Raw genomic sequence first — 22,742 nt, forward strand, 5'->3', positions numbered from 1 at the left:
CCCCCGGACGCTCCACTCAACCGAACGCCCCTCTGTGGAAAACCCCGGTTATCCACAGCGGAGTTCCCCTCGCCTGCCAGGTACGGGCGCCATCAGCCGCTGTCGTGCCCGTCCACTTCGGGATCCGTCCACCCACACTCGGGAGGGGCGTCATCCTTCCGTTCCCTCCGCTGCGGCCGGAGTGAACCACCGTTTGATCCTCGGCCCGTGTCTGCGCCACCACGCCCAGCCCCAGAGTCCCTGGACGCCTGCCAGCACCAGGACCACGATCGCGGCGTCGATGACCGCGAGCCCGTCCCCGCCGTTCACCAGCGTGCCGATCGCGGGCAGCGCGATGGCCGCGAGGGCGGGGATCACGATCGTCACGGCCACGGTCAGGCACACCACGGTGCCCAGCACGAGCAGCAGCGTGTACGACCGCACCGCGGAACGCTCGCGGCATGAGAAGGCCGCGAGCGGATTCACGCCTCCACGGCCGATCACGCGACGGGCGAGATACCGCCCGTACGCCGCACCGTCGCCGTACAGGTTCCTGCATCGGGCGAGATCCTGGGCGACGAAATAGAGGTCGGTACGCATGAAGACGAGGAGCTGGAAGCTCATCGCGTCGATCTGCGTCAGAACGACGATGGAGAGGGCGGTGTGGACGCCCGCCTCCGGCGGGACGATGGAGAGACCGACGAGTCCGGCCCCCATGATGGCCGCGTCCAGGGTCATACCGGCGAGATAGACGGTCATCCGGACGCGTTTCTCCTCACCCCAGACTCCAGAGACGTCGGTCTGCACCACGAGGAACTGCAGGCGGGATCCCAGAGTCATCCGGCCGGGCACTCCGGCTGCTCGGGCGGTGCACAGGTGGGCGAGCTCGTGCAGCATGACGAGCGACCACGCGATGGCGATCTGGGTGACCAGGGAGACGGTGCCGAACTCGCTCCAGGCCATGATGCTCGGATTGGGCATGATCCCCGGCCTGACGGCGAGGGCGATCAACCCGCAGAGAAAGATCGTCACGAGGCCGGCACGGACCGCCGGGCGCAGAGTCCATCGAACATGGCGGGGCTTCAGCCAGGGAAGAGAGGGCCTCTCCCGCCGGGTGTCGTCCATCGGCCGGCCGTCTATCTCCGCGACGAACCCCACGCCCATCAGCGCCGTCACGAAGTCGGCCACATCGACGGCCGTCCCGGTTTCGGCGTTGAGGCGTTCCGCCACCTCGTCGATCGGCCCGCCGCCGGCCAGCAGGTCGATCGTTCTTCTGCCGATGTCCGGGAAGGAGACGAACTCTCCGGTCTCGACCCGTCCGACGATCCATTCCGCACCGTCGCGGCGCATGCGGAGCGGGTGAAGCCGTACTGTCGACGCTCCGGTCACGGCGTGCACGTGGCGCACCCCGCTTCACCGTGCGGGAACTCGGCGAAGATCGACTGGTGCGGGGCGACCAGATTGGTGCCCTGGATGAAACCGGCCGTGATCGGCGGCACTCCGGTGATGAGACGGAGCACCCCGTGCGCGACCAGGTTCCCGCACATCCCCGCCGACGTGGCGATCGCCCCCGGCCCGCCGAGGTCGACGGGACGGTACGCGGCGCCGGGAGGCCGGTCTCCGGACGGCGTGCGCTTGCGGTCTTCGATCCGCTGCATGCACTCGTAGCAGGCGCCGCGGCCGGGCGCGAAGACGCCCGTCGTGACGAGGGGGCCGCTGTAGCCGCCGCCCACCCATGGGATGCCGGCGGCGAAGCAGGCCCGATTGGTCCACACCCGGATGCCGTCGTCTCCCTTCGGTTCGTCGGCGCACAGGGCGAGCACATCGAATCCCGGCAGCAGATCCGTCAGATCCCGCTCGCGTCGGATGCGGGAGTACGCGCCGGTGATCTCGACATCGGAGTTCAGCCTTCTCAACCTCTCCACGGCGACGTCGACTTTGGCGCGGCCGACGTCGCGTTCCGTGAAGATCAGTTGCCGGTTGAGGTTGGAGAGCTCGACCCGGTCGTCGTCGACCAGATGCAGGAATCCCACTCCGGACGCCGCCAGGGCCAGTGCGACGGAAGCGCCGGCGCCTCCGACGCCGATCAGCAGGACCCGCGCTCTTCGCAACCTGAGCTGGGCATCCCAGCCGTGCTCCCGTGGAGTCAGGTCCGCCCAGCGGAAGAACGCGTGGCCGCGACTGTAACGGTCGCGCTCGCGCTCGCTGAGTTCGGGCGCTTCCGTGGCTCCGGCGTCTTCGACGTGACCGGAGGCCACGAGCTGGGAGACGATCGCGACGGTGTCACGCCGGGTCAGTTCGGGGAATCCCGATCGCACCAGCGCGGCGACGTCCGCGCACGTCCGGGTGCCGTTCATCGCCTCAAGGGCCGTCCACACCCAGCCATGCGGATCTTTGATCTCGTGGGCCAGCCCGTAGACGTCGCCTCCGATGCGGATGCGGCCGTCTTCCAACCTGTGCGCCGCGTGCTCGGGCTTAATTCTCGGCAACCGCAATCCGGCCTCCCGGCAGGGGCGTGGAAACCGCTTCCGACGCAGCCGAACATCCGAAGCGGAACGCGCGGAGCCATGATCGGGCGCGGGAGAGCCGCCCGGTCCTGGCTCCGCTCGTGCGGGTATGGGTCAGTTTCCGCTGGAGTTGCTGAGACGCTCGGTGGTCTCGAGCCGGTCCAGCCGGCGAATCTCGATCTTGACCGTCCCGTCAGCGGCGGTCTTTTCCGCGGCCTTGTTCTTGTCGAGGTCCCTGAGCTCGCTCACGAGTTTCCTCTTCTCGTCGACACACTCGATTGACATGACTTGTAAATGTACGGCCGTAGCGATTGTCAGATTAGATCATCGGTAACGGGAGGGAAAGGTGGGAATCCCGGGAGCCGCAATCTCCGTCACGGCGCTTTGAGCGAAGTGGGCGTCGCCTCCTGCGCCTGGCCTCCGGTGATCGGAGTGACGCCGCTCTGGAAACGCGTCATTCCGCGGAAGAAGAGCGCGGCGAGCGGCACGGCGAATCCGGCGACCGTGGAGACCGCCAGCAGTGCGGGCCGGCCGAACACGGCGCCGACCGGCCCGGTCAGCGCGAGCCCCAGGGGCATCATGACCGAGGAGGCCAGCCAGTCGACGGACGTGACCCGCGCGAGGCGCTCGGACGGGATCTCCCGCTGGAGGTTCACCACCCATTGCACGGCGAAGATCTCCAGTCCCAGTCCGGCGACGATGTAGCAGGCGTACAGGAACCCCGGGGACACCGGCCAGCTCAGCGCCAGCGGCACGGCCCCGTACAACGCGAGCCCGATGATGCCGGTCAGACCGGGCCGTCCGGGTTTCCACCGCATGCTGATCACTCCGCCCACCAGGCCACCGACCGAGAGCAGGGCCAGAGCGGTGCCGTACACGGCGTCACCGCCGAAGGTGTCGCGGGAGATGAGGGGCAGCAGGACCTGCGCCGGCGCGACCGTGAACATCAGCTGGAGCGCGACGGCGACGATGACCCCCGTCACCCACGGCCGTCGCCAGACTTCGGAGAGACCGTCCGCGATCTCCCGGACCGCCGACGTCCGCTGCGCCGGCGCGGCCGCGGGTTCGCGCAGCGGAAGGAGGAGGACGAGAGCGAGCAGGTAGGCGGCCAGCACGGCGAGGAACCCGACACGGGGAGACCAGACCGTCACCACGTACGCGCCGAAGCCCGGCCCGATGATGGCGCCGATCCGCCAGGAGACCGCGCCGAGCGCCACGCCCGCGGAGCGCTGGGCGGGCGTGAGCACCGACGACAGGCAGGCCTGGTACGCGGGCCGGTGGAACGCCTCCGCCGATCCGACGAGGAAGACCAGGAAGGCGAGGAGCCACGCCGGAGCACTGCCGCGCGCCCCGATCGCGACCACACAGCACTGGAACGCCAAGGAGGCGATCATGACGGTCCGGCGCGGCAACCGATCCGCCCACAGCCCGCCGAGCAACGCGAACAGGATCAACGCGATCCACCGCCCGGTGAAGATCGCGCCCACCGTCGAAGCGGTACCGCCCGCGTTGAGAGCGGCGATGGTCACCGCGACGGGGAAGATCTGGTCGGCCGCCACCGACATCGTGAAGCTGAGCCACAGCAGGCGGAACTCGCGGTTTCGGACCAGAGAACCGTCAGCGGGACGGGCCGACCGGATGAGCTTGCTCCAACGAGTGCGCATGCCACGAAATCATCCCTTCCCGGTTGAATCGCGCAAGGGAGATGAATGGACCCCCGAGGCATGCGACTTGTGCAGGTCCGTAATAAAGCCGTGCCGGTTCGCCGCGCGAAGGCGCACACGGGCGCATACGGGCGCGCGCAAGCGCGTGCGGGCGCGCGGAAAGGGCTCTCAGACGCCGGTGGTAACGCGTGTCCGGCGCACGATCGCGGAGGCCAGCAGATACTGGCCGACGATGTACGTCGACATGATGAGAAAACCTATGTACGGAATATCGAGGTCGGCGATTCCGAGTGCGATAAGGGTGTCGGACAGCAAGAACAGCCCTCCGCCCAGCCCGGCACGCACGCCGTACCAGGACGAGGTGATCGCGGTGGTGGTGAGCACCAGGGAGTAGGCGGCGACCGGGATCTGCAACGCGCCGAGCCGGGGCCACAGCAGCGTGACCAGCACCAGCCACACGACTCCGTAGACGGCCACCGCCGCCCACGGCGCGCCGGGCCGCCGACCGCGCGCAGAACCCGGACCTGCGGCCCCGCTCGCGGTCTCGCCCGCGGAACCGACCTCGCCCTCAGCGGCGACCTGGGCTCCAGAACCGACCTCGGCTCCAGAACCGGCCTCGGCGAGATGTCCGGCCCGTGGCGCCTTCCGGAAGGCGGGCCTCTCCCGTACGAAGAACGTGATGTAGCAGACATGCGCGACGGCGAAGAACCCCATGCCGGGGACGAACATCCCGTCGATCTCCAGGGCGATGTCCCCGGCCGCCGACGCCAGGAGGGCCGCCACGATGATCCCCGGGCCGCGCCGGGCGAGCACCCAGAGCGCGAGAAGGGGCATCAGCAGGGCCTTGCTCACCGGGTCGAGCAAGCCCGGCTCGGTGAGCACCGCGACCAGATGGACCACCGAGCACACCCAGAACGCGATCAGAACCGGCCCGGCGAACCTCGCGGGAGCACCGGGCGCGCGATCCGGCTGAACAACATTCGGTGACTCGTCCATGCCCGGGATCCTAGTGAGCGGGTCTCACGTTAGTAAGACTCCCGAAGGACCCGGCGGCCTACTCCCCGGCATACCCCCGAACCCGGCGGAACGGTGGAGACAGGCCAACAAGGCCACGAATCCGGACATGGACGCGACGTGATCGCACGTCCAATGCCATTAATACGTTTTCGCGCCGACGCAGCGCTCTCCACGTTCAGTCGGCATTGGACGTGCGGTCGTCACACTCCGCCGGCCGCGCGCAGCGAGGCGGTGTGCGTGGCCGCGTGGCGAAGCCGCGTGCGCGGCGAGCCACGTCGTGAGACCGGTGGTGGTCAGTTGCAGTAGCTGGAGTCCTTGATGCCCTTGATCTGGTAGAACCTGTACTTCTTTCCATCAGTCAGGGTCAGGGGCAGCGTGCCGTTGCACGTGGACCGGCCGGCCTTGGTCAGGTGGTGGTAGCGGTAGAGGACCTTCTTCCAGTTCCGCTTCGGAGTGGTCACCGTGAACTGCTCTCCGTCCGTCTTCTCCCACTTGCAGTGGGTGACGCCCTGGCAGGGGTTGCTGTACCTGACGGCAGCCTCGGCCGGAAGCTGGACGGCTCCCATGAGCGCCATGCCTGCGATCGACGTGACGGCAATCTTGGCAAATGTCTTCATTTTTCCCCTCATCCCGTTGGCGGGCCAGAACGTAGCGCACGGCATGAGAAAGATCCAGAGGGATGGTCTACCGCCGGGAGCCCGTACTCCGGGTGACTCCCCGTCGCCGTCGAAGGCGATGGAGACGCCCCGCTCGGAGGCGGTGTATTGGACACCGCGGCACTCGGAGACGGAGTCATCCCTGGCCACGATGGTTGCCGGCGTGACCGGAGCCACTCGGAGAGCTCCGGGTGAGACATCGGGAGGATCGTCCGGGAGGACACTCGGGGTGATGCGCCGGATCACGAACCGACGTGACCCGACTGTGACCTTCCTCGCCGAGGACATCGCATATCGCCGTAAATCCATCACAACTTTCCGGCGGTTCGCCGCATCCAACCCTCCGTGGGCGTGCTGATAGCGGGGGATCCGCAGCATCTGGGCGGTTACTGGTTGGCCGGAAGACTGGGCGCGGGAGGCCAGGGTGTGGTCTACGAGGCCTACGCCGAGGACGGCGTCCGGGTGGCCATCAAGGTCCTCCACGGTGGCCAGGCAGGGCAGCTGGCCAGGGAGGCCGCGGCCGCGGAGCGGGTCGCCTCGTTCTGCACCGCGCGGGTGATCGCCGCCGACCTGGAAGGGCCGCGACCCTACATCGTCAGTGAGTACGTGCCGGGACCGAGCCTGCGCACGGCGGTCGGCGAGGGACGCCGGTTCCTCGGCGGTGACCTGCATCGGCTGGCCACGGCGGTGGCCACGGCGCTGACCGCGATCCACGAGGCCGGCGTGATCCACCGGGACCTCAAGCCGGACAACGTGCTGCTGGGTCCCGACGGCCCCCGGGTCATCGATTTCGGCATCGCCAGGACCGCGGAGATGTCGCTGACCGCGACGGGGTTGGTGACCGGCACCCCCACCTACATGGCGCCGGAGGTGTTCACCGGGCAGCGGGCGGGCACGCCCGCCGACGTGTTCGCGTGGGGCGGCATCATGCTCTACGCGGCCACGGGCACCGATCCCTTCGAGGCCGAGAGCCTGGGCGGAGTGATGCATCGGGTGCTGTCCGCCAGTCCCGACCTCGGGGTGCTGCCGGAGACATTGCGTCCGCTGGTGGCCGCGGCGCTCAGCAAGGAGCCACAGGAGCGGCCCACCGCGCGGCAACTGCTCATCGCTCTGGTCAGCGGCGGCGCCGGGCTCGACACTGGACGACTGCTGGCCCAGGGCAACCGTGCGGCGGCCGACGTGGCCGTCCCCGACGCCGACCCCGCGCTCGGCACACTGGCGGAGGAGTCCTACGCGCTGCTCGGCCCGGCGGAACGCGAGCTCGCGGCCGAGTTCTTCCTGCGGCTGATCACCGTGAACGAGCGCGGCGAGCTTTCCTTACGGCACGCGGATCTGGCCGAACTGACGGAAGACAGGCCGCGGTCCGAGGTCGCGGCGATCACGCGGATGGTGAAGGTGTTCGGCTACCTGCTGGGCAGGGACGGCGAGCAGATCTGGCTGGCGCGCCCCGCCCTGCCGCATGCCTGGCCCCGCCTGCGCCGCTGGATCGACGCCGACCGCGACGGCCTCGCCGTACACCACCAGATCGTGACCGCCGCGAAGCTGTGGGTGGCGTCCGGGCGCAGGCACGGGGACCTGTTCCAGGGCAGCAGCCTGGAGAACGGCCTGCGGTGGGCGGCCACCGGCCGCAAGAACATCACCCTGTCCCCGGCCGAGCGCGACTTCCTGGAGTCCTCTGCGCGGCTGAGCAGGCGCAGGGCCAAGCGCGCCAGGCTGGTTTCGCTGAGCCTGGCGGGGTTGCTCGTCATCGCACTGGTCGCGGGTGGCCTGGCCATCTATCAGGGCGGGGTCGCCGACGCCCGGGCCGAGGAGTTGTCGGTTCAACTGAACAGGTCGGAGTCGGTGCGGCTGGCCACGCTGGCGGACACGACCAGGCGCACCGACCCGCGCCTGGCCATGCTCCTCAGCGTGGCCGCCTGGCGGCTGGGCGGTACACCGCAGTCCAGAGCGGCGCTGACCGGCTCGCTCGCTCAACGCGAGCGGGCGATGTTCCGGGATCCGGCCGGTACGAGTGACACCTTGCGGGCGTTCGGCCGCGACGGGCGCACGCTGGTCAGCATCGACAAGGACCAGGCACGGCTGTGGGACGTACGCACCGGTAGGCGGACCGCTCTGATCTCCGGGCTGGGGCTTGACGGTGGGCGGGTGGTGAGCGTCGGTCTGTCCCCCTCGGGCCGTACGCTCATCGCGGCGACCGCCAAGCGGGCGGGGGCGTGGGACACCCGCACAGGGAAAGCCATCAGAACCTGGACGTTCCGCCGGGATGCCGATCTGATCGACGGCTGGGTCGCGGCCGTCATGGAGCACGAGGGCCGGCGGGTGATCGTCAGGCCCGGCGAGAGCGACCAGTTCAATGTGATCGCCGCTGAGAACCCGGCAGCCCGGAGGGGCACCGTGAGCCCTGACGGTGCATGGCTGGCGCGGTACGGCTACGGGACGCTGAAGCTGACCAACATCAAGGACGGCCGGTTGGCGGAGATCGGCGAGAAGGACGGGGCCGAAACGACGGAGACCTGGAACAAGGGCGATCCGGTGTTCAACGCGGACGGGCGGCTGCTGGCGACGGTCGCACGCGAGAGCATCGAGTTCTGGCGGCTGCCCGACGCCACCTCGCTCAGACAGGCCCCGGTGTTACTCAGCGAGGTTCCGGTCCGGGGTTATGGGGACCTCGGCGTCATGCCCGTGGGCGCCTTCGACGGCTCGACGTTCCGGTATCGCATGGGAGATCAGGTCTTCTCCGTCGACGTCACCGACCTGATGACCGAAGCTGAACCGGGACTGGTGGACAACGCGGCGTTCAGCCGGGACGGGCGCCACCTGGTGGTGGAGGAGACGGCGGGCGCCAGGACGTTGTACGCGGCCCCGAGCGGAAAGCCGATCGGCTCCCTGCCCGCCGCCGAGAGCACCGAATTCAGTGGGGACGGGCGGTGGGTGGCCCTCCTGTCCCGGGGCCGGGTCACCGTCCTGGACACGGCCACCAGGAAGGTCGCGGCCGAATTCACCACCGTCGAGCGCGATCTGAAAGCCGGGTCCTTACGCTTCAGTCCCGACGGAACCCGGCTCGCGTTCACCCTGGACACCCCCCTCGCCGGACGTTCCCCGCGCAGGCACGCCGTGGAACTCTGGGACTGGTCGGCCCGTCGCAGGCTGTGGCAGGCGCCCACGGGCATGGTGGTGGACCTGGCGTTCTCACCCGACGGCCGTCGACTGGCCGTCGTCGGTCCCGAGCATCGACTTCTCGACGCCACCAGTGGAAAGGCGATCGGCGAGCCCTTCGGCGCCAGCGGCAAGGACAGCCTAGGCAGCGGGGTGTACTTCACCCACGCGGGCAGGGCCATCGTCGTGTTCGACACGCGCGGACGCATGACTCTGTGGGACCCCGCCACCCTGCGCATGATCGGCACTCCCACCCGAAGCGCCTTCGCCGGGGGCGACGCCTACTCACCCACCGAGGACCTCATCGCGGTCAGCGAGGGCGAGGGCCGCGTGCGGTTGTTCGATCCGCTCACAGGAGACGACTTCGGCCTGTCCGCCGACACCGGCGGCGGACGGGACCCCGAGACCGGCGAGCTGATGTCCGTCGCCTTCACCCCCGACGGGGCCGACGTCCTGACCGTGGACAGGAACGGGACGGTCAGACACTTCCCGGCCGCGGCGGAGGCTGTCGCCACGGCCGTCTGCGCACGGGCCGGACGGTCGCTGACCCCGCAGGAGTGGAAGACCTACATTCCCGCGCTGCCGTACCGGAAGGTCTGCGGATAGCCCTGGGGTTTCCTGCGTACTCAGCTCATCCGGAAGACCGGGCCGCGCGGGCGGAAGGGGAGAAAGGCCCCGGCGGGGATCAGGAAGGCGTGCTCCCTGCGGACCCGCACGACGTCGCACTCGCCATCGGTGATCACGAGGATCGGGCCCGCCGGCGGAAAGTCGTCGGCCCGTTCCAGCAGGTTGATCCCGGGTTGCAGGATCGTGCCTCCACGGCCCCGGACGCGGACCTTCGCGGCGATGTCCTCGACCGCCAGGTATCCGGCGTCGTACGCGGCGGCGTCGCAGAACACCACGCGAGCGCGCGGCACGTCCCGGGCGACGGCGTACGAGGCGATGGCGCCCAGCGCCTTTCCGAGCAGCTTCACGTCCATCGAGCCCGAGGTGTCCAGCACGACGCCGAAGGTGGCCTGCTGGACGAGCTCCTCGGGACGGACCCAGCCGGGGCGCGGGATGTCGGGCGTGGCCGACTGCCGCCGGGACGCCCGGCCGTAGGAACGGCGCCGTTCGACGGCGGGCACATGCTCCTCGAACCAGCGCGCGAGAGCGGCGTCCCACGGGAGCGGGGGCTGGTCAAGCGCGCGGATCTCCTGTTCAAGACCGGCCGGGATGGAGCCGCGCCCGCCGCCCCGGTGGTAGGCGAGGCCGGTCGTCAGCGCGTTCCGGTAGTAGTCGTCGAGATCGACGTAACGTCCGGGAACACCGGGACGCGGCGGCGGCTCGCCCAGCACGTCCCCGAGCCCGCGCCCGCGCAGGGTCGCCAGCTTCCGCATCCGCCGCAGGTCGGTGGCGATCCGGTCGTAGACGGCCTCGCCGGACAGCCCCTTGAGCGAGGGGTCGTGGAGCAGCCCCTCCGGCATCGTCCCGACCTCCATCTCGACCAGCCATCCGTTGACGACGTAGTCGCAGGCGATGTTCCAGAGGTACGGATCACGCCATCCGGCGCGGTCGCCGTGGCGCAGCGCGGCGTGCAGCATCTCGTGCGCCAGCACGAACCGCCACTCGTCCGCCGACATCGAGACCAGAGGATTGACGTAGATCTCCGCGGCCTGGGCGTTGACCGCGGCCACGGAGATGTCCCAGGCGCGCGCGAGGTCGGCGTCCGCGACGATCTTCATGCCGGTCGCGAGGGCGCCCAGCAGCGGGTACGACGACACGAACCAGCCCAGCGCCACGTCCCACGGCTTCTTGACGGCGTCGGTGAGCGAGCCACGGGCACGGCCCGCGACCTCGATGGCCCGGGCCGCGGCGGCCGACACCCCGATAGCGAACGACCGCGGGAAGTCCAGGCGCGCGGCGGTCTCCTCCGTCCCGACGAAGAAGTCCGGAAATTTCGTGGTCTGGAATTCGACCGGCACCTCACCGGCCCGCCACCGGGCGGCCAGCACCCGCTCGTCCTCCTCGGGCAAGGGATGCGGCAGCGGCTCCGGCGGGCGGCCGATCTTCAGAGTGTGCAGGAACCGGTCGACGGCCACGCAGCACGCGGCCCGGTAGGCGGTCCCGGGTGCCCGTCTCGACTCCTGCCACCGCGTGGCCTCGTCCGGCCCCACGTCCTCGGCCGCCGCCGTACGCGGATCGAGGTGGCCGAACCCGGCGTGCAGCAGGCAGTGCGCGAACACCCAGGCCCATTCGCCGGCGTCCGCGCGCCGCTTCGGGTGGTGGTACACGCTGCCGCTCGCCGTGACGTACGCCCACGCGTCCTTGGGCAGCTCGCCGTCCGGGGCCTGGTAGAGGTATCCGCGTAGCGGCCGGAACAGCGGATGCGCCCACACCAGCTCCCAGCCCTTGTACACGGCCTCGCGCCACGGATCCGGCTTCTGCTTTCGCGGCGGCATGTCAGCTCCGGGCGGCGGCGAGGCGGGGCAGGTCGCGGCTGACCTCGACGAGGAACCACGAGGGCAGCACCGGAGCGCCGTCGTCTCCCGTCGCGATGACGAGCTGGGCGCATTCGAGCGAGATCTCGGCGAGCTCGACGAGCAGGGTCTTGGCCCGGAAGGCGAGCTGCCTCCCGGACGGCGAGGCGTGGTCCTTCGAGTCCGGCAGCCCCCTGACGAGTCGCGCGCGGAACGTCTCGGCCAGGAAGTAGAGCAGGTCGCGGTCCTCGGGCCGCCGCGGCCAGGCCGCGTCTCCCTTGATGACAGCCTCCAGGTCGTAGGCGTGCCGCACGGTCTTGACGTACGCGCGAAACCCCGAGGCGTGCGGCGCGGAGAGGGCGCCGTACGCGAGGACGCCCAGGGTGTCCTCGTCGAGTGCCTCGCCGTACGAGTGGACGGCGTCGGACAGCATGTGCCAGCCGCGCGGTGTGGAGAACGGCTCCTCGGTCTTCGGCGGCGGGCTCCACAGGTGGTCGGGCCGCTGGACGAGGTAGTCGACGATCCACGGGTGGATGCCGTGCTCCGCCGCCCATTTCAGCCAGTCGGTGGCCGAGGCGCGCAGATGGACGTGGATCATCCGGTTGACCAGGGCGGACGCCATGGGCCTCGCGAGGGCGTTGTCGGTCGCGCGGTTGCCCGCTCCGATGACGACCGAGCCCTCGGGCAGCTCGTACGCGCCGATCCGCCGGTCGAGGATCAGCGAGTAGAACGCCTTCTGCACCTCGGGGGCGGAGGCGTTGAGCTCGTCGAGGAACAGGCAGTACGGCTCGTCCCTGGCGATGGTCTCCGGCGGCGCGAACCTGCTCCGGTCGCCCACGATCTGCGGCACGCCGATGAGGTCCTCCGGCGCGAGCTGGGTGCCGAGCAGGGTGACGCAGTGCAGCCCGAGCGACGCGGCGAACGCCTGGACCAGGGAGCTCTTCCCGATGCCCGGCGCTCCCCACAGGAACACCGGCCGTACGACGGCGACGTGCAGCAACACGTCGGGAAGCTGCGCCGGGGTCACGGTGAGGGTGGCCTGCATGGCACCCAGGTTTCCGCACCCTCTACCGGAAAGCACCCGATTTATCGGGACATCGCGCAGATTATCGGGACAGCGCGCGGACGGCTCCTCAGACCTGGGCGATGGCGAGGGACTGGGCGGGAAGATAGAGGTCGCCGTCCATGGCCCGCACCGCCTCGTCGGAGGCGAGCAGCACCCGTTTCGCGCCCGGCGACAGCCGTACGGGAATGGGGAAGGCGCCGAAGTTGGCCACCACATGGAGCGAGCCGCGTTCCATCACCAGGTAGTGCCGCTGCTCGTCGAAGCGGACCCGGACCCGGTCGAGGCGGGGGTCGGCGAGGTCGGGGTGCGTCTTGCGCAGCGCGATGAGGTCGCGGTACCAGCCGAGCAGCGACATCGAGCCGTCGTCGAAGATCTCGCTCCAGTCGAGCTTGGAGCGCAGGAACGTGGACTCCTCCTGCGGGTCGGGGGCCTTCCAGTCGTAACCGAACCCCTCGAACTCGCGCCTGCGCCGCTCAGCCTCACCGCCGGCCAGCACCGGGTCGTAATGGTCGGTGAAGAAGTAGAAGGGCGTCCCCGCCCCCCACTCCTCTCCCATGAACAGCATGGGCGTGAACGGCGAGGTCAGCAGCAGGCCGGCGGCGATCCAGAGCTGCTCGGGCTCCATCCGGTCGCCGAGGGGCCGGTTGCCGATCTGGTCGTGGTTCTGGACGCAGCAGACGAACCGGTAGCCGGGGACGCCGTTCGCCGGCCTGCCATGGCTGCGCCCGCGGAACGACGAATAGCTGCCGTCGTGGAAATATCCGGATGTGAGCACCTTGGCCAGCGCGGACAGCGGCGCGAAGTCCGCGTAGTAGGCGTGCCGCTCCCCCGTCACCGCCGCGTGGATGGCGTGGTGGACGTCGTCGTTCCAGGCCGCGTGCATACCGAGCCCGCCCGCCTCGCGCGAGGTGACCATGCGCGGATCGTTCAGGTCGGACTCGGCGATCAGCGTGAGCGGGCGGCCGAGGTTGGTGGACAGCGCCTCCACCTCGCCCGACAACTCCTCCAGGAAGTGCACGGCGCGCCGGTCGTGCAGCGCGTGCACGGCGTCGAGCCGCAGGCCGTCGATGTGGTAGTCGCGCAGCCACTGCAACGCGTTGCCGATGAAGTAGCGCCGGACCTCGTCGGATCCGGGGCCGTCCAGGTTGATCGCGTCGCCCCAGTAGGAGCCCTTGAATCCGTGCAGGTACGGCCCGAACTTCGCGAGGTAGTTCCCCGACGGACCCAGGTGGTTGTAGACGACGTCGAGGATCACGCCGATCCCGGCCCGGTGGCACGCGTCCACGAAGTCCTTCAGGCCGTCGGGACCGCCGTACTCCTCGTTGACCGCGTAGAGGTCGACGCCGTCGTACCCCCAGTTGCGCCGCCCCGGGACCGGGGCCACCGGCATCAGCTCGACGAAGTCGGCACCGAGATCGACCAGGTGGCGCAGCCGCTCCGCGGCGGCGGCGAAGGTGCCCTCCGGGGTGAACGTGCCGACGTGCAGCTCGTAGATGACCGATCCGCGCAGGTCACGGCCGCGCCATTCCTGGTCGCCCCAGGTGAACCTGTCATGGTCGTAGACGCGGCTCGGCCCCTCCACGCCGTACGGCTGGCGCCGCGTCCGCGGGTCGGGGAACGGGCCCTCGCCGTCGACGTGGAAGGCGTAGTCGGCGCCGTGTTCCGCTCCGGCGGCGTGCCACCAGCCGCCGGCTCCCGCCCTCATGTCCCGCCTGGCGCCCCCCGACTCGACCTCTACACGTTCCGCCTCGGGTGCCCAGACCTCGAACATGCCACTCCCGTCGTCGTGATTGGTGTCGCCGTGCACACTTCACCGCCCGAGTATCGCGACCGGATAACGGGACAGGAGATGCCCCATCGGGACGCGTCCGGTGTATTCCCATCCGGTCAGCAGATCGCGCCACCGTCCCGGAGGGAGCATGAGCGTCTCGCTCCCCCAGCCGCCGCGCCGTTCGAGCGCCACCGGCAGGCGGGTCGCCACCACCAGCGCCTCGTCCCCGCGCGAGAACGCGACCGCGTGCTCACCCGCCTCCACCGGCGTGTACGACGCCTCCGGGTCGAGCCGTCTCCTGAGCCGCAGGGCGGTGGTGGTGACGAGCAGCTTCTGGCCGTCCCACGTATCGGGGCGAGTGCCGGGGGTCAGGATCTCGGCCAGCAGCGCCCGCCGCGCCCGGAAGTCGACCGGCCGCCGGTTGTCCGGGTCGACCAGGGAGAAGTCGGTGATCTCGTTGCCCTGGTAGACGTCGGGGATGCCCGGCATCAACAGCTGGACGGCCTTCTGGCCGAGGGAGTTGACCCGGGCGTACCTGTCCACGACCGCCGTGAACGCGGCGACCGATTCGCCGCAGACGCCGATCGCCTCCTGGGCGAACCGCCGGATGCCGCTCTCGTATCCGGGTTCGCGGTTCTGCCAGGAGATCGCGGTCTTCGCCTCTCGTGCCGCTTTGAGCAGATATTTCGTGAAACGTTCTGGGGTGATCGGCCAGGACGCCATCAACGTCTGCCAGCCCAGATAGTCGAGCCGTGGGTCGAAGGACACCTCGGCCGCCCAGGAGTCCACGGCCAGCGCCCACTCGTCGGGCATCTCGGACAGCACCGCCAGCCGGGCGCGTACGTCCTCGGAGCGTTTCGTGTCATGCGTGGACAGGGTGGTCATGGTCCGGGGCGGCAGGATCGCGCAGAACTCGTGGAACTCTCCGACGGGCACGCCGAACCGGTCCGGCTCCCCGCCCACCTCGTTCAACGCGGCCAGGGGATACCACCGGTAGAGGGCCGTGTCCTCGACCCCCTTCGCCATCACCGGGCCGCAGGTCTGCTGGAACCGCGTCACCGCCTCGGCGGGGCCGTACAGGACGAGGTCGGCGGCCCTGGCGACCGGACCCGGATCGGTGTGGCGCGCCGCCTCCCGCGCCGCGCGCCGGACGACGCGGATCGACTCGGTGGACGGAGGCTCGCCCGGATCGACGTACGCGCGGTAGACCGGCATCGCGGTGAGCAGCTCGACCACCGCCTCGCGCAGCCCGCTCTCCTCGACGCGGCCGGTCATGGCGCCGACGAGCCGGTCGACCTCGCCGCGGAAGAACAGGTCGATGACGTGCCGCTTCGCCTCGCGGCGTACCGTCTCGTAGTCCTCGATGACACCGGTGTGGCGGGCGAACGTCTTGACCAGCTGGTCCTCGGACGCCGGGTCGACGAACAGGCGGGTCACCATGTTGAGCGCGTCGTACCCGGTCGTGCCGTCGCACCGCCAGTTCTCCGGCAGCCGCTCGCCGTCGATCAGGATCTTCTCGACCCACAGCGGTCCGGGGACGCGGGGACGCAACCGCTTGAGGTAGCCGCGTGGATCCGCCAGCCCGTCGGGGTGATCCACCCTGAGCCCCTGGAGCACCCCCTGGTCGAGCAGGGAGAGGATCACGGCGTGGGTGGCGTCGTAGACCTCGGGGTCCTCCACCCGCAGCCCGATCAGCGACGAGACGTCGAAGAACCGCCGGTACCCGGGGCTGTCGCGCCAGCTGACCAGCCGGTAGTGCTGGGCCGCGAGCAACTCGGGCAGCGGGAGACGCTCCGTGCCCGGTCTGATCGGGAACTCGTGCTCGTGACAGCGCAACACGCTCCCGTCCACGGAGAGGCCGCCGTTCCCGTCGCCGGTCTCGTCGCCGAGCACCGGCAGCGCGACGGGCCACTCCACGTCGAACCAGCGCGCGTACGGCGAGGCCGGGCCGTCCCTGAGCGCCGCCCACAGCGGGGCGTTCCGCGACTCGGGCACCGGCACGGTCATGTGGTTCGGCACGACGTCGGCGACCAGCGGGAGGCCCCGCGCCGCCAGGTCGCGCAGGGCGGGAAGCCCGCCGAACTCGGCCCGCACGGCGGTGTGGTCGGTGACGTCGTATCCGTGCCCGGACTCCGGCACGGCTTGCAGGATCGGCGAGAGGTAGACGGCCCCGACTCCGAGCTCCCGGAAGTAGCCGGTCAGCTCGGCCACGTCCGCGAACCCGAGATCGGGGGTCAGTTGCACTCGGTAGGTCGAGATCACGGCACCACCCTTCGGCGGATCTTCCGGCGCTGGATCGTGTTCCGCGGACCCTCTCGGCCCGCCGCGGTCGCCGGACGGGGCCACGGCGAAGACCCGTGGAACACTCCTTCGGTTTCCGTCTCATAGTGACGGCGCGAACACATCACCGCCAGATCGTCTCTCTAGGCACGGCGCAGAACCCGGACAGAACGGCCGGATACCGGCACCTCCTCGCCGGCCCGGCAGACGCGCGAGTCCGTCGTGACCGGCCGCGCCGTGTCGAGCGCGGTCGTCCACATCTCGCCGTAACCGGTCGGGATGGTGAACCTGATGACGTCATGGTGGGCGTTGAACAGCAGCAGGAAGGAGTCGTCGGTGATCCTCCTGCCACGCCGGTCCGGCTCGGTGATGGCGTCGCCGTTGAGGAAGACCGCGAGCGCACGGGCGTAACCGTTCCGCCAGTCCTGGTCCGTCATCTCCGTGCCGGACGGGGTCAGCCAGGCGATGTCGCTCAGCTCGTCGTGCGAACCGCGCTCGGGTCTGCCGTAGAAGAAACGGCGGCGCCGGAAGACGGGATGGTCGCGACGCAGGCGGGAGAGCTTCCGGGTGAAGTCCAGGAGCAGCCGGTTCTCCCGGGTGTCCGACCAGTCGACCCAGCTCGTCTCGTTGTCCTGGCAGTAGGCGTTGTTGTTGCCGCCCTGGGTCCGGCCCATCTCGTCGCCGTGGGACAACATCGGCACGCCCTGGGAGAGGAACAGCGTGGTGAGGAGGTTGCGCTTCTGCCGTTCCCTGAGCTGCGCGACGGGCCCGCTCGCCGGCCCCTCGACCCCGCAGTTCCACGACCGGTTGTCGTCCGCGCCGTCCCTGCCGTCCTCGCCGTTGGCCTCGTTGTGCTTGACGTTGTACGACACCAGGTCCTGGAGGGTGAACCCGTCGTGGCAGGTGACGAAGTTGATCGAGGCGGCCGGGCGGCGGCTGTCGTCCTGGTAGAGGTCGCTCGACCCGGTCAGCCGTGAGGCGAACTCGGGCAGCGCGGCCGGCTCGCCCCGCCACAGGTCGCGGATCGTGTCGCGGTAGCGGCCGTTCCACTCGGTCCATCTGGCCGGGAAGTTGCCCACCTGGTAGCCGCCCGGCCCGACGTCCCACGGCTCGGCGATGAGCTTGACCTGCGAGAGGACGGGGTCCTGCTGGACGAGGTCGAAGAAGACGCTCAGCCGGTCCACCGCGTGCAGTTCCCGAGCGAGCGAGGAGGCGAGGTCGAAGCGGAAGCCGTCCACGTGCATGTCGCTCACCCAGTAGCGCAGGGAGTCCATGATGAGCTGCAACGCGTGCGGGCTCCGCATGAGCAGGCTGTTTCCGGTGCCCGTGGTGTCCATGTAGTAGGCGGGGTGGTCCTCCACCAGCCGGTAGTAGTTGGCGTTGTCGATGCCCCGCATCGACAGGGTCGGCCCGAGATGGCTGCCCTCGGCGGTGTGGTTGTAGACCACGTCGAGGATCACCTCTATGTCGGCCTCGTGCAGGGCCTTCACCATCGCCTTGAACTCCAGCACCTGCTCGCCGCGCTGGCCCGAGCTGGAGTACTCGTTGTGGGGCGCGAAGAACCCGATGGTGTTGTAGCCCCAGTAGTTGCTCAGGCCGCGTTTCTCCAGCACGTGGTCGGTGACGAACTGGTGGACCGGCATCAGCTCGATCGCGGTCACCCCGAGCCCGGTCAGATGGTCGATGATCTCGGGGTGACCGAGCGCGGCGTAGGTCCCCCTGATCCGCTCGGGGATCCGCGGATGGTCGATCGTCAGACCGCGCACGTGCGCCTCGTAGATCACCGTGTCGTGGTACGGCGTGGCCGGGGGCCGGTCGTGTCCCCACCCGAAGAACGGGTTCGTCACGACGGCCCGCGGCATGTACGCCGCCGAGTCGCTGTCGTCGCGGCTGTCCGGCTCGCCGAAGCGATAGCCGTACACCGACTGGTCCCAGCGGACGGCGCCGTCCACCGCCTTCGCGTAGGGATCGATCAGCAGCTTGGCCGGGTTGCACCGCTGCCCCCTGGCGGGCTCGTACGGCCCGTGCACGCGGTAGCCGTACCGCTGCCCGGGGCCGACGCCCGGCAGGTAGCAGTGCCACACGAACCCCTCGACCTCGGTGAGGAGCACCCGCTCCTCGGCGTCCTCCTCGTCGAACAGGCAGAGTTCGACGCTGTCCGCGACCTCGGTGAAGAGTGCGAAGTTCGTGCCCGCACCGTCGTACGTGGCCCCCAGCGGATAGGGGTCACCCGGCCAAATGTCCCTGCGGTCGTTCACTCACGCCATCGTTCCCACCCTCGGCCGACTTTGACAGTTCCGCCGTGTTAAAGACACGTGTCCTTGATTTGCCCCTTCCCCCGTCAGGCGCCTCCGGCGGCCTTCCGTGACTCCTCGGCGGCCCAGGTGAACACACCCTTCGCCATCAGGGACACCTCCGACGCGGCCCGCGCGGCGAACACCCGGGCGCGCACGCGGTGTGCTCCGGGGTCGCCCGGCGCGGCCTGCACGGCCATCTCCGCGAGGTGCCCCGCCAGCCGCTCGTCGCCGTCGGCCAGCGCCCTGAGCGCGGCGTCGCACAGTCGCTCCGCGCCTCCCGCCAGCTCGGCCACGGCTGCGGCGAGCACGGCGTCGGGCGCGGGCTTCAGGTGGGCGGGGTTGCCGTCGTACCAGCCGCCGTACAACCGCCAGATGTTGCGCACCACGAACTCCGGCTCGTCGTAGTGCGGCCGAAGGTAGGGCCGGTCCGCCAGCCGCGCCGGAGGCCGTACGGCCCGGACGATGTCGTCCAGCCTGGCCCCCTCGTTGAGCAGCTCCAGGGAACGTCCGACGATGGCCTCCAGCCATTCCGCCGTCTCGGTCAGCGCCTGCTCGACCCGGTCGGCGCCGAAGATCGGGGCGCCGTGGCTCGGCAGCATGGTCTCCGCGCCGAGTGCGGCCATCCGGCGCAGCGCGACGGCCCACTCACGTGGGTAGCGCTGCGCCTTCTGGGGATTGCCGCAGTTGGGGCTCACCCAGATGAACAGGTCGCCGGGAAGCAGGATGCGCCGCGACGGCACCCACCCGACGCTCGCGTCGTCGGTCTCGCCCTTGGCGTGGAAGAGCTCGACGGGCCCGACCGTCAGCTCGTCGCGGTACGTCACGTCGGGGTAGCGGTACTCCGTCGGCCAGGTCAGGTCCGGAGCCTGGAACTGCCGCTGGTTGATGACGGCGTTGTAGCCGTTGGTGAGGACGTAACGCTCGAAGCGGGCGGGGATCGCCTCGTGCCCCACCACCGTGGGCCTGGGCCGCCCCGCCGCGTCGGCCTCCGCGTCGAACGGGCCCACGCCGGAGACGTGGTCGATGTGCCCGTGCGAGTAGATCGCGGTCGTCACCGGCTCGCCGGTCCACGCCCGCAGTTCGGCGTGCAGCCGCTCCGCGTCGTACGGGTTGCCGGTGTCGAACAGCGTCACCTCCCCGCCCTCGCGCAGCGCGATCGTGTTGCCGAAGCCCCCTCGGAAGCCGACCCCCTCGGCGACCTCGACGAAGCCCTGCCCGGCGAGTCCGGTGTGCACGATGCTGTCGGGGACATCGCCCCGCCAGACGGTGTCGGCGTACTCGGTGATGTTCATCGGGAAGCCAGCCTTTCCTTGTCCAGCTCAGGGCGGATGGCCAGCGCGGCCAGCGCGCCTCCCCCCAGCATGAGCAGTCCGGCGACGGTCAACGCCGTGCCGTACCCCTCGGCCGGATCCGCCGCTCGCTGTACCAATGCCCCGGTGACCACCGGTGCCAGCACGCCGGCCACGGTGGCGACCGCGGTGACGGTGCCGAGGACCGCGCCGCGCTGGGCGGCCGGGGCGATCTCGGCGGCGACCGCGGTGGCCAGCGGGAAGATGACATAGCCGAAGGACGCGGCGACGGTGAGCAGCACCAGGTGGGTCGCCGGATCGCCGACGTGGGGCAGCGTCGTCATCGCCGCCCCGGCCACGACCACGGCGACGCCGCCGACCACCCCTCGGGCCATCCGGGTGGAGACCCCGCGCGCCAGCAGCCGCTGGGTGAGCACGCCGACGACGACGATGACCACGAACCCGGCGACGTGCCAGACGATCGAGAGCGGCCCGACCTGGGCGAGGCTGTATCCCCTGACCTTCTGGAGATACTGCGGGAACCAGGTGAGCGCCAGTGCGAGCGTCCAGTAGACGGCGAAGCTGGCCGCCACGCCGCCCAGCACGGTCCCGCTGCAGAACAGCCTCCGGTACGGCACGCGCCCCTCGGCCGGCGCCGTCTCGCTCCGCGCGCCGTACGGGCCTTCGCCGCCGCGGCGCAGCCAGAACGGGAGCCAGCCGAGCCCGGCCAGGGCGGTGAAGCCGAACGCCCAGCGCCAGCCGTAGTTCGTGATGATGAAGATGAGGAGGGGCGCGCCCAGCGCGACGCCCATACCCGAGCCGAGCGTGAGCACACTGCTGGGAAGGTTCCGCATCCTGTCGGGGAACCACGTGAAGGCGGCGTGGTTGGCGACGGCGTAGGCCGGTCCCTCGGCCGCGCCGAGGACGACCCGGGTGACCACCAGCGTCCCGAACCCGGCCGCGGGGAACAGCAGCGGGAACTGTGACAGGCACCAGCCCGCCATCATCGCGACCAGGATCCAGGTGGAGTCGAACCGGGTCGTCAACCCGCCGACGACGATCCCGGAGAGGCTGAACAGCAGATAGAAGGCGCTGCCCACGGCGCCGAACTCGGTGGAGGTGAGACCGAGCTCGGTTGTGATCGCCTCGCCGGCCAGGCCGAGCACCGCCTTGTCCATGAAGTTCACCATCATGAACAGCAGCAACATCGTGACGACGCCCCAGGCACGCCGCCGGGCGGCGACCGGAACATCGGGTTCCGTGATCGTGGTCATCGACACACTCCGGGATGAAGGGTGATCTCACTGTGCGGCCGGGCCGCCGATGCGCACAATCGACCGGAGCCCCAGCCCTGTGGACGCCGAACTATGACATGTCACAATCCGTGAAATGGAACAGGACGACCCCTCGCTCCTCGCCGCCCGGATAGCGGCCCGCTGCGCGACACAGGTGAACCGGCTCACCCGGCAGATCGTCGCCGAGCAGGAGGCGGTCGTGCCCGGGCTCGCCACACTCCCTGACGCGATCAAGGAACTGGAGATCGCCTCGACCACCCGGCACGGACTCCGGCTCTTCCTGCGCATGGCACGAGGAGAGGCCGTCACCGACGCCGACATGCGCCTGTTCCGGGAGCGCGCCGCGCAGCGGGTCGGCGACGGCGTGCCGCTGGCGTACCTGCTCAGCGGATACATGGTCGCCCACCGGGCACTGTGGCGGGCTCTCTGCGCGGCCACGCGCCCCGGGGAGGACGCCGGGCTGCACCGGCTCGGCGAGCTGATCCTCACGGCGCTGGAGCGGGCGACCACCGCGGCCAGTGAGGCGTATCTGAGCGAGGTCATGCTGGCCGAACGCGGTGAGGCGCTGCGGGCCGTCGCCAGGACGCTGCTCTCCGGCCGACCGGCGGGCGACGTGGCCGCCCGGCACGGAGTGGTGCTCGAACCCGGTTACCACGTGCTCGCCTTCGCGCTCGGTGATCCCTCTCCGGGACCGGGGGGACGCCGCCGCGTGCGGGCGATCCAGGCGACGCTCGACCGGCTCGCCGACGAACCGGTGCTCAGCTCGCTCGACACCGACGGCGGGCACGCGCTGCTCCCGCTGCGAATCGCCGTACCGGCCTCCCGGCTGTCCCGCCGCCTCGTGGACGCCGTCGCCCCGGTCCACACGGGGATGGCCGTCGCCGGGGACATCGCGGAGATCCCCGGCGCGGCCCGCCGGGCGAGCAGGATCGCCGAGGTGGCCCGCGCGGGTGGGCGGCCCAGTGGCGTGTACGGACTCCGCGACGTGCTGCTCGACTATCACCTGGGCGCTCCGGGCGACAGCGGGACCGAGTTGGCGGGGTTGCTCGACGTCCTGGAACCCTCGCTGGTCGGAACCCTCGACGCCTACTTCGCCGCCGACTTCGACCGGCGCGCCACGGCCCGCGCGCTCGGCGTCCACCCCAACACCGTGGACAACCGCCTGGCCAGGGTCAGCACCCTGATCGGCGCCGATCCCCGTACCTCGCGGGGCGTCATGTTGATCGGCGCCGCACTGACCGCCCGCAGACTCAACACCGCCGCCCTCGCGGATCCGTGATGCTCCCTTGGGCGCTTCCGCCGAGAC

15 protein-coding genes are annotated in these 22,742 nt (G+C 70.2%); 2 read left to right on the forward strand and 13 right to left on the reverse strand.

From position 1 onward, the window contains the following. Positions 1-150: 150 nt before the first annotated feature. The 6 genes from IMZ11_RS00645 to IMZ11_RS00670 form a co-directional block, all read right to left on the reverse strand. On the reverse strand, positions 151-1,377 hold the full coding sequence (locus tag IMZ11_RS00645) for a hypothetical protein (RefSeq protein WP_228636749.1): 1,227 nt from the start codon (positions 1,375-1,377) through the stop codon (positions 151-153). Beyond that, on the reverse strand, positions 1,365-2,468 hold the full coding sequence (locus IMZ11_RS00650; RefSeq protein ID WP_228636750.1) for a ThiF family adenylyltransferase: 1,104 nt from the start codon (positions 2,466-2,468) through the stop codon (positions 1,365-1,367). The genes IMZ11_RS00645 and IMZ11_RS00650 overlap by 13 nt, the downstream gene beginning before the upstream one ends. Positions 2,469-2,600: 132 nt before the next feature. Continuing rightward, entirely contained in the window at positions 2,601-2,771 is a 171-nt protein-coding gene (locus IMZ11_RS00655) for a hypothetical protein (protein WP_228636751.1), read from the reverse strand. An 89-nt stretch (positions 2,772-2,860) separates the two neighbouring features. Next, positions 2,861-4,150, reverse strand: a complete 1,290-nt coding sequence (locus IMZ11_RS00660) for an MFS transporter (protein ID WP_228636752.1) — start codon at positions 4,148-4,150, stop codon at positions 2,861-2,863. Between the two features lie 168 nt (positions 4,151-4,318). Next, positions 4,319-5,146, reverse strand: coding sequence for a lysoplasmalogenase (locus tag IMZ11_RS00665; protein WP_228636753.1), 828 nt, complete (start codon positions 5,144-5,146; stop codon positions 4,319-4,321). 314 nt (positions 5,147-5,460) lie between these two features. Beyond that, entirely contained in the window at positions 5,461-5,784 is a 324-nt protein-coding gene (locus IMZ11_RS00670; RefSeq protein ID WP_228636754.1) for a hypothetical protein, read from the reverse strand. A 384-nt stretch (positions 5,785-6,168) separates the two neighbouring features. Here IMZ11_RS00670 and IMZ11_RS00675 point away from each other — a divergent pair, with 384 nt between their 5' ends. Further along, positions 6,169-9,585 (forward strand): serine/threonine-protein kinase, encoded by a 3,417-nt coding sequence (locus tag IMZ11_RS00675; RefSeq protein ID WP_228636755.1) that lies wholly within the window; start codon positions 6,169-6,171, stop codon positions 9,583-9,585. Between the two features lie 20 nt (positions 9,586-9,605). Here IMZ11_RS00675 and IMZ11_RS00680 read toward each other — a convergent pair whose 3' ends face one another. The 7 genes from IMZ11_RS00680 to IMZ11_RS00710 form a co-directional block, all read right to left on the reverse strand. Further along, entirely contained in the window at positions 9,606-11,420 is a 1,815-nt protein-coding gene (locus tag IMZ11_RS00680) for a hypothetical protein (protein ID WP_228636756.1), read from the reverse strand. 1 nt (position 11,421) lies between these two features. Continuing rightward, positions 11,422-12,483, reverse strand: a complete 1,062-nt coding sequence (locus IMZ11_RS00685) for an ATP-binding protein (protein WP_228636757.1) — start codon at positions 12,481-12,483, stop codon at positions 11,422-11,424. Positions 12,484-12,571: 88 nt separating this feature from the next. Continuing rightward, entirely contained in the window at positions 12,572-14,275 is a 1,704-nt protein-coding gene (gene treZ / locus IMZ11_RS00690; RefSeq protein WP_228636758.1) for a malto-oligosyltrehalose trehalohydrolase, read from the reverse strand. Between the two features lie 39 nt (positions 14,276-14,314). Continuing rightward, positions 14,315-16,537 carry a malto-oligosyltrehalose synthase gene (gene treY / locus IMZ11_RS00695; protein WP_228636759.1) on the reverse strand — a complete coding sequence of 741 codons (2,223 nt, stop codon included), beginning with the start codon at positions 16,535-16,537 and terminating at the stop codon, positions 14,315-14,317. A 161-nt stretch (positions 16,538-16,698) separates the two neighbouring features. Next, positions 16,699-18,813 (reverse strand): glycogen debranching protein GlgX, encoded by a 2,115-nt coding sequence (gene glgX, locus IMZ11_RS00700; protein WP_228636760.1) that lies wholly within the window; start codon positions 18,811-18,813, stop codon positions 16,699-16,701. Positions 18,814-18,896: 83 nt separating this feature from the next. Next, complete coding sequence (locus IMZ11_RS00705) at positions 18,897-20,144, reverse strand: alkyl sulfatase dimerization domain-containing protein (RefSeq protein ID WP_228636761.1); 1,248 nt, start codon at positions 20,142-20,144, stop codon at positions 18,897-18,899. Further along, a complete protein-coding gene (locus IMZ11_RS00710; protein WP_228636762.1) occupies positions 20,141-21,415 on the reverse strand; it encodes an MFS transporter in 1,275 nt (424 codons plus the stop codon). Before IMZ11_RS00710 ends, IMZ11_RS00705 begins: the two co-directional genes overlap by 4 nt. Positions 21,416-21,530: 115 nt before the next feature. Between IMZ11_RS00710 and IMZ11_RS00715 the strand changes: the two genes are divergently transcribed. Further along, positions 21,531-22,715, forward strand: a complete 1,185-nt coding sequence (locus IMZ11_RS00715; RefSeq protein ID WP_228636763.1) for a CdaR family transcriptional regulator — start codon at positions 21,531-21,533, stop codon at positions 22,713-22,715. Positions 22,716-22,742: the final 27 nt, after the last annotated feature.

Source organism: Microtetraspora sp. AC03309, from assembly GCF_020826795.1.
In the GTDB taxonomy this organism is placed as follows: domain Bacteria; phylum Actinomycetota; class Actinomycetes; order Streptosporangiales; family Streptosporangiaceae; genus Microtetraspora; species Microtetraspora glauca.

Bases quoted from the DNA above. Each gene is read 5' to 3' on its own strand.
- IMZ11_RS00710 (WP_228636762.1), bottom strand. From the start codon at position 21,415: ATGACCACGATCACGGAACCCGATGTTCCGGTCGCCGCCCGGCGGCGT.
- IMZ11_RS00655 (WP_228636751.1), bottom strand. From the start codon at position 2,771: ATGTCAATCGAGTGTGTCGACGAGAAGAGGAAACTCGTGAGCGAGCTC.
- IMZ11_RS00670 (WP_228636754.1), bottom strand. From the start codon at position 5,784: ATGAAGACATTTGCCAAGATTGCCGTCACGTCGATCGCAGGCATGGCG.
- IMZ11_RS00685 (WP_228636757.1), bottom strand. From the start codon at position 12,483: ATGCAGGCCACCCTCACCGTGACCCCGGCGCAGCTTCCCGACGTGTTG.
- treZ (WP_228636758.1), bottom strand. From the start codon at position 14,275: ATGTTCGAGGTCTGGGCACCCGAGGCGGAACGTGTAGAGGTCGAGTCG.
- IMZ11_RS00705 (WP_228636761.1), bottom strand. From the start codon at position 20,144: ATGAACATCACCGAGTACGCCGACACCGTCTGGCGGGGCGATGTCCCC.
- IMZ11_RS00680 (WP_228636756.1), bottom strand. From the start codon at position 11,420: ATGCCGCCGCGAAAGCAGAAGCCGGATCCGTGGCGCGAGGCCGTGTAC.
- IMZ11_RS00660 (WP_228636752.1), bottom strand. From the start codon at position 4,150: ATGCGCACTCGTTGGAGCAAGCTCATCCGGTCGGCCCGTCCCGCTGAC.
- IMZ11_RS00715 (WP_228636763.1), top strand. From the start codon at position 21,531: ATGGAACAGGACGACCCCTCGCTCCTCGCCGCCCGGATAGCGGCCCGC.
- IMZ11_RS00665 (WP_228636753.1), bottom strand. From the start codon at position 5,146: ATGGACGAGTCACCGAATGTTGTTCAGCCGGATCGCGCGCCCGGTGCT.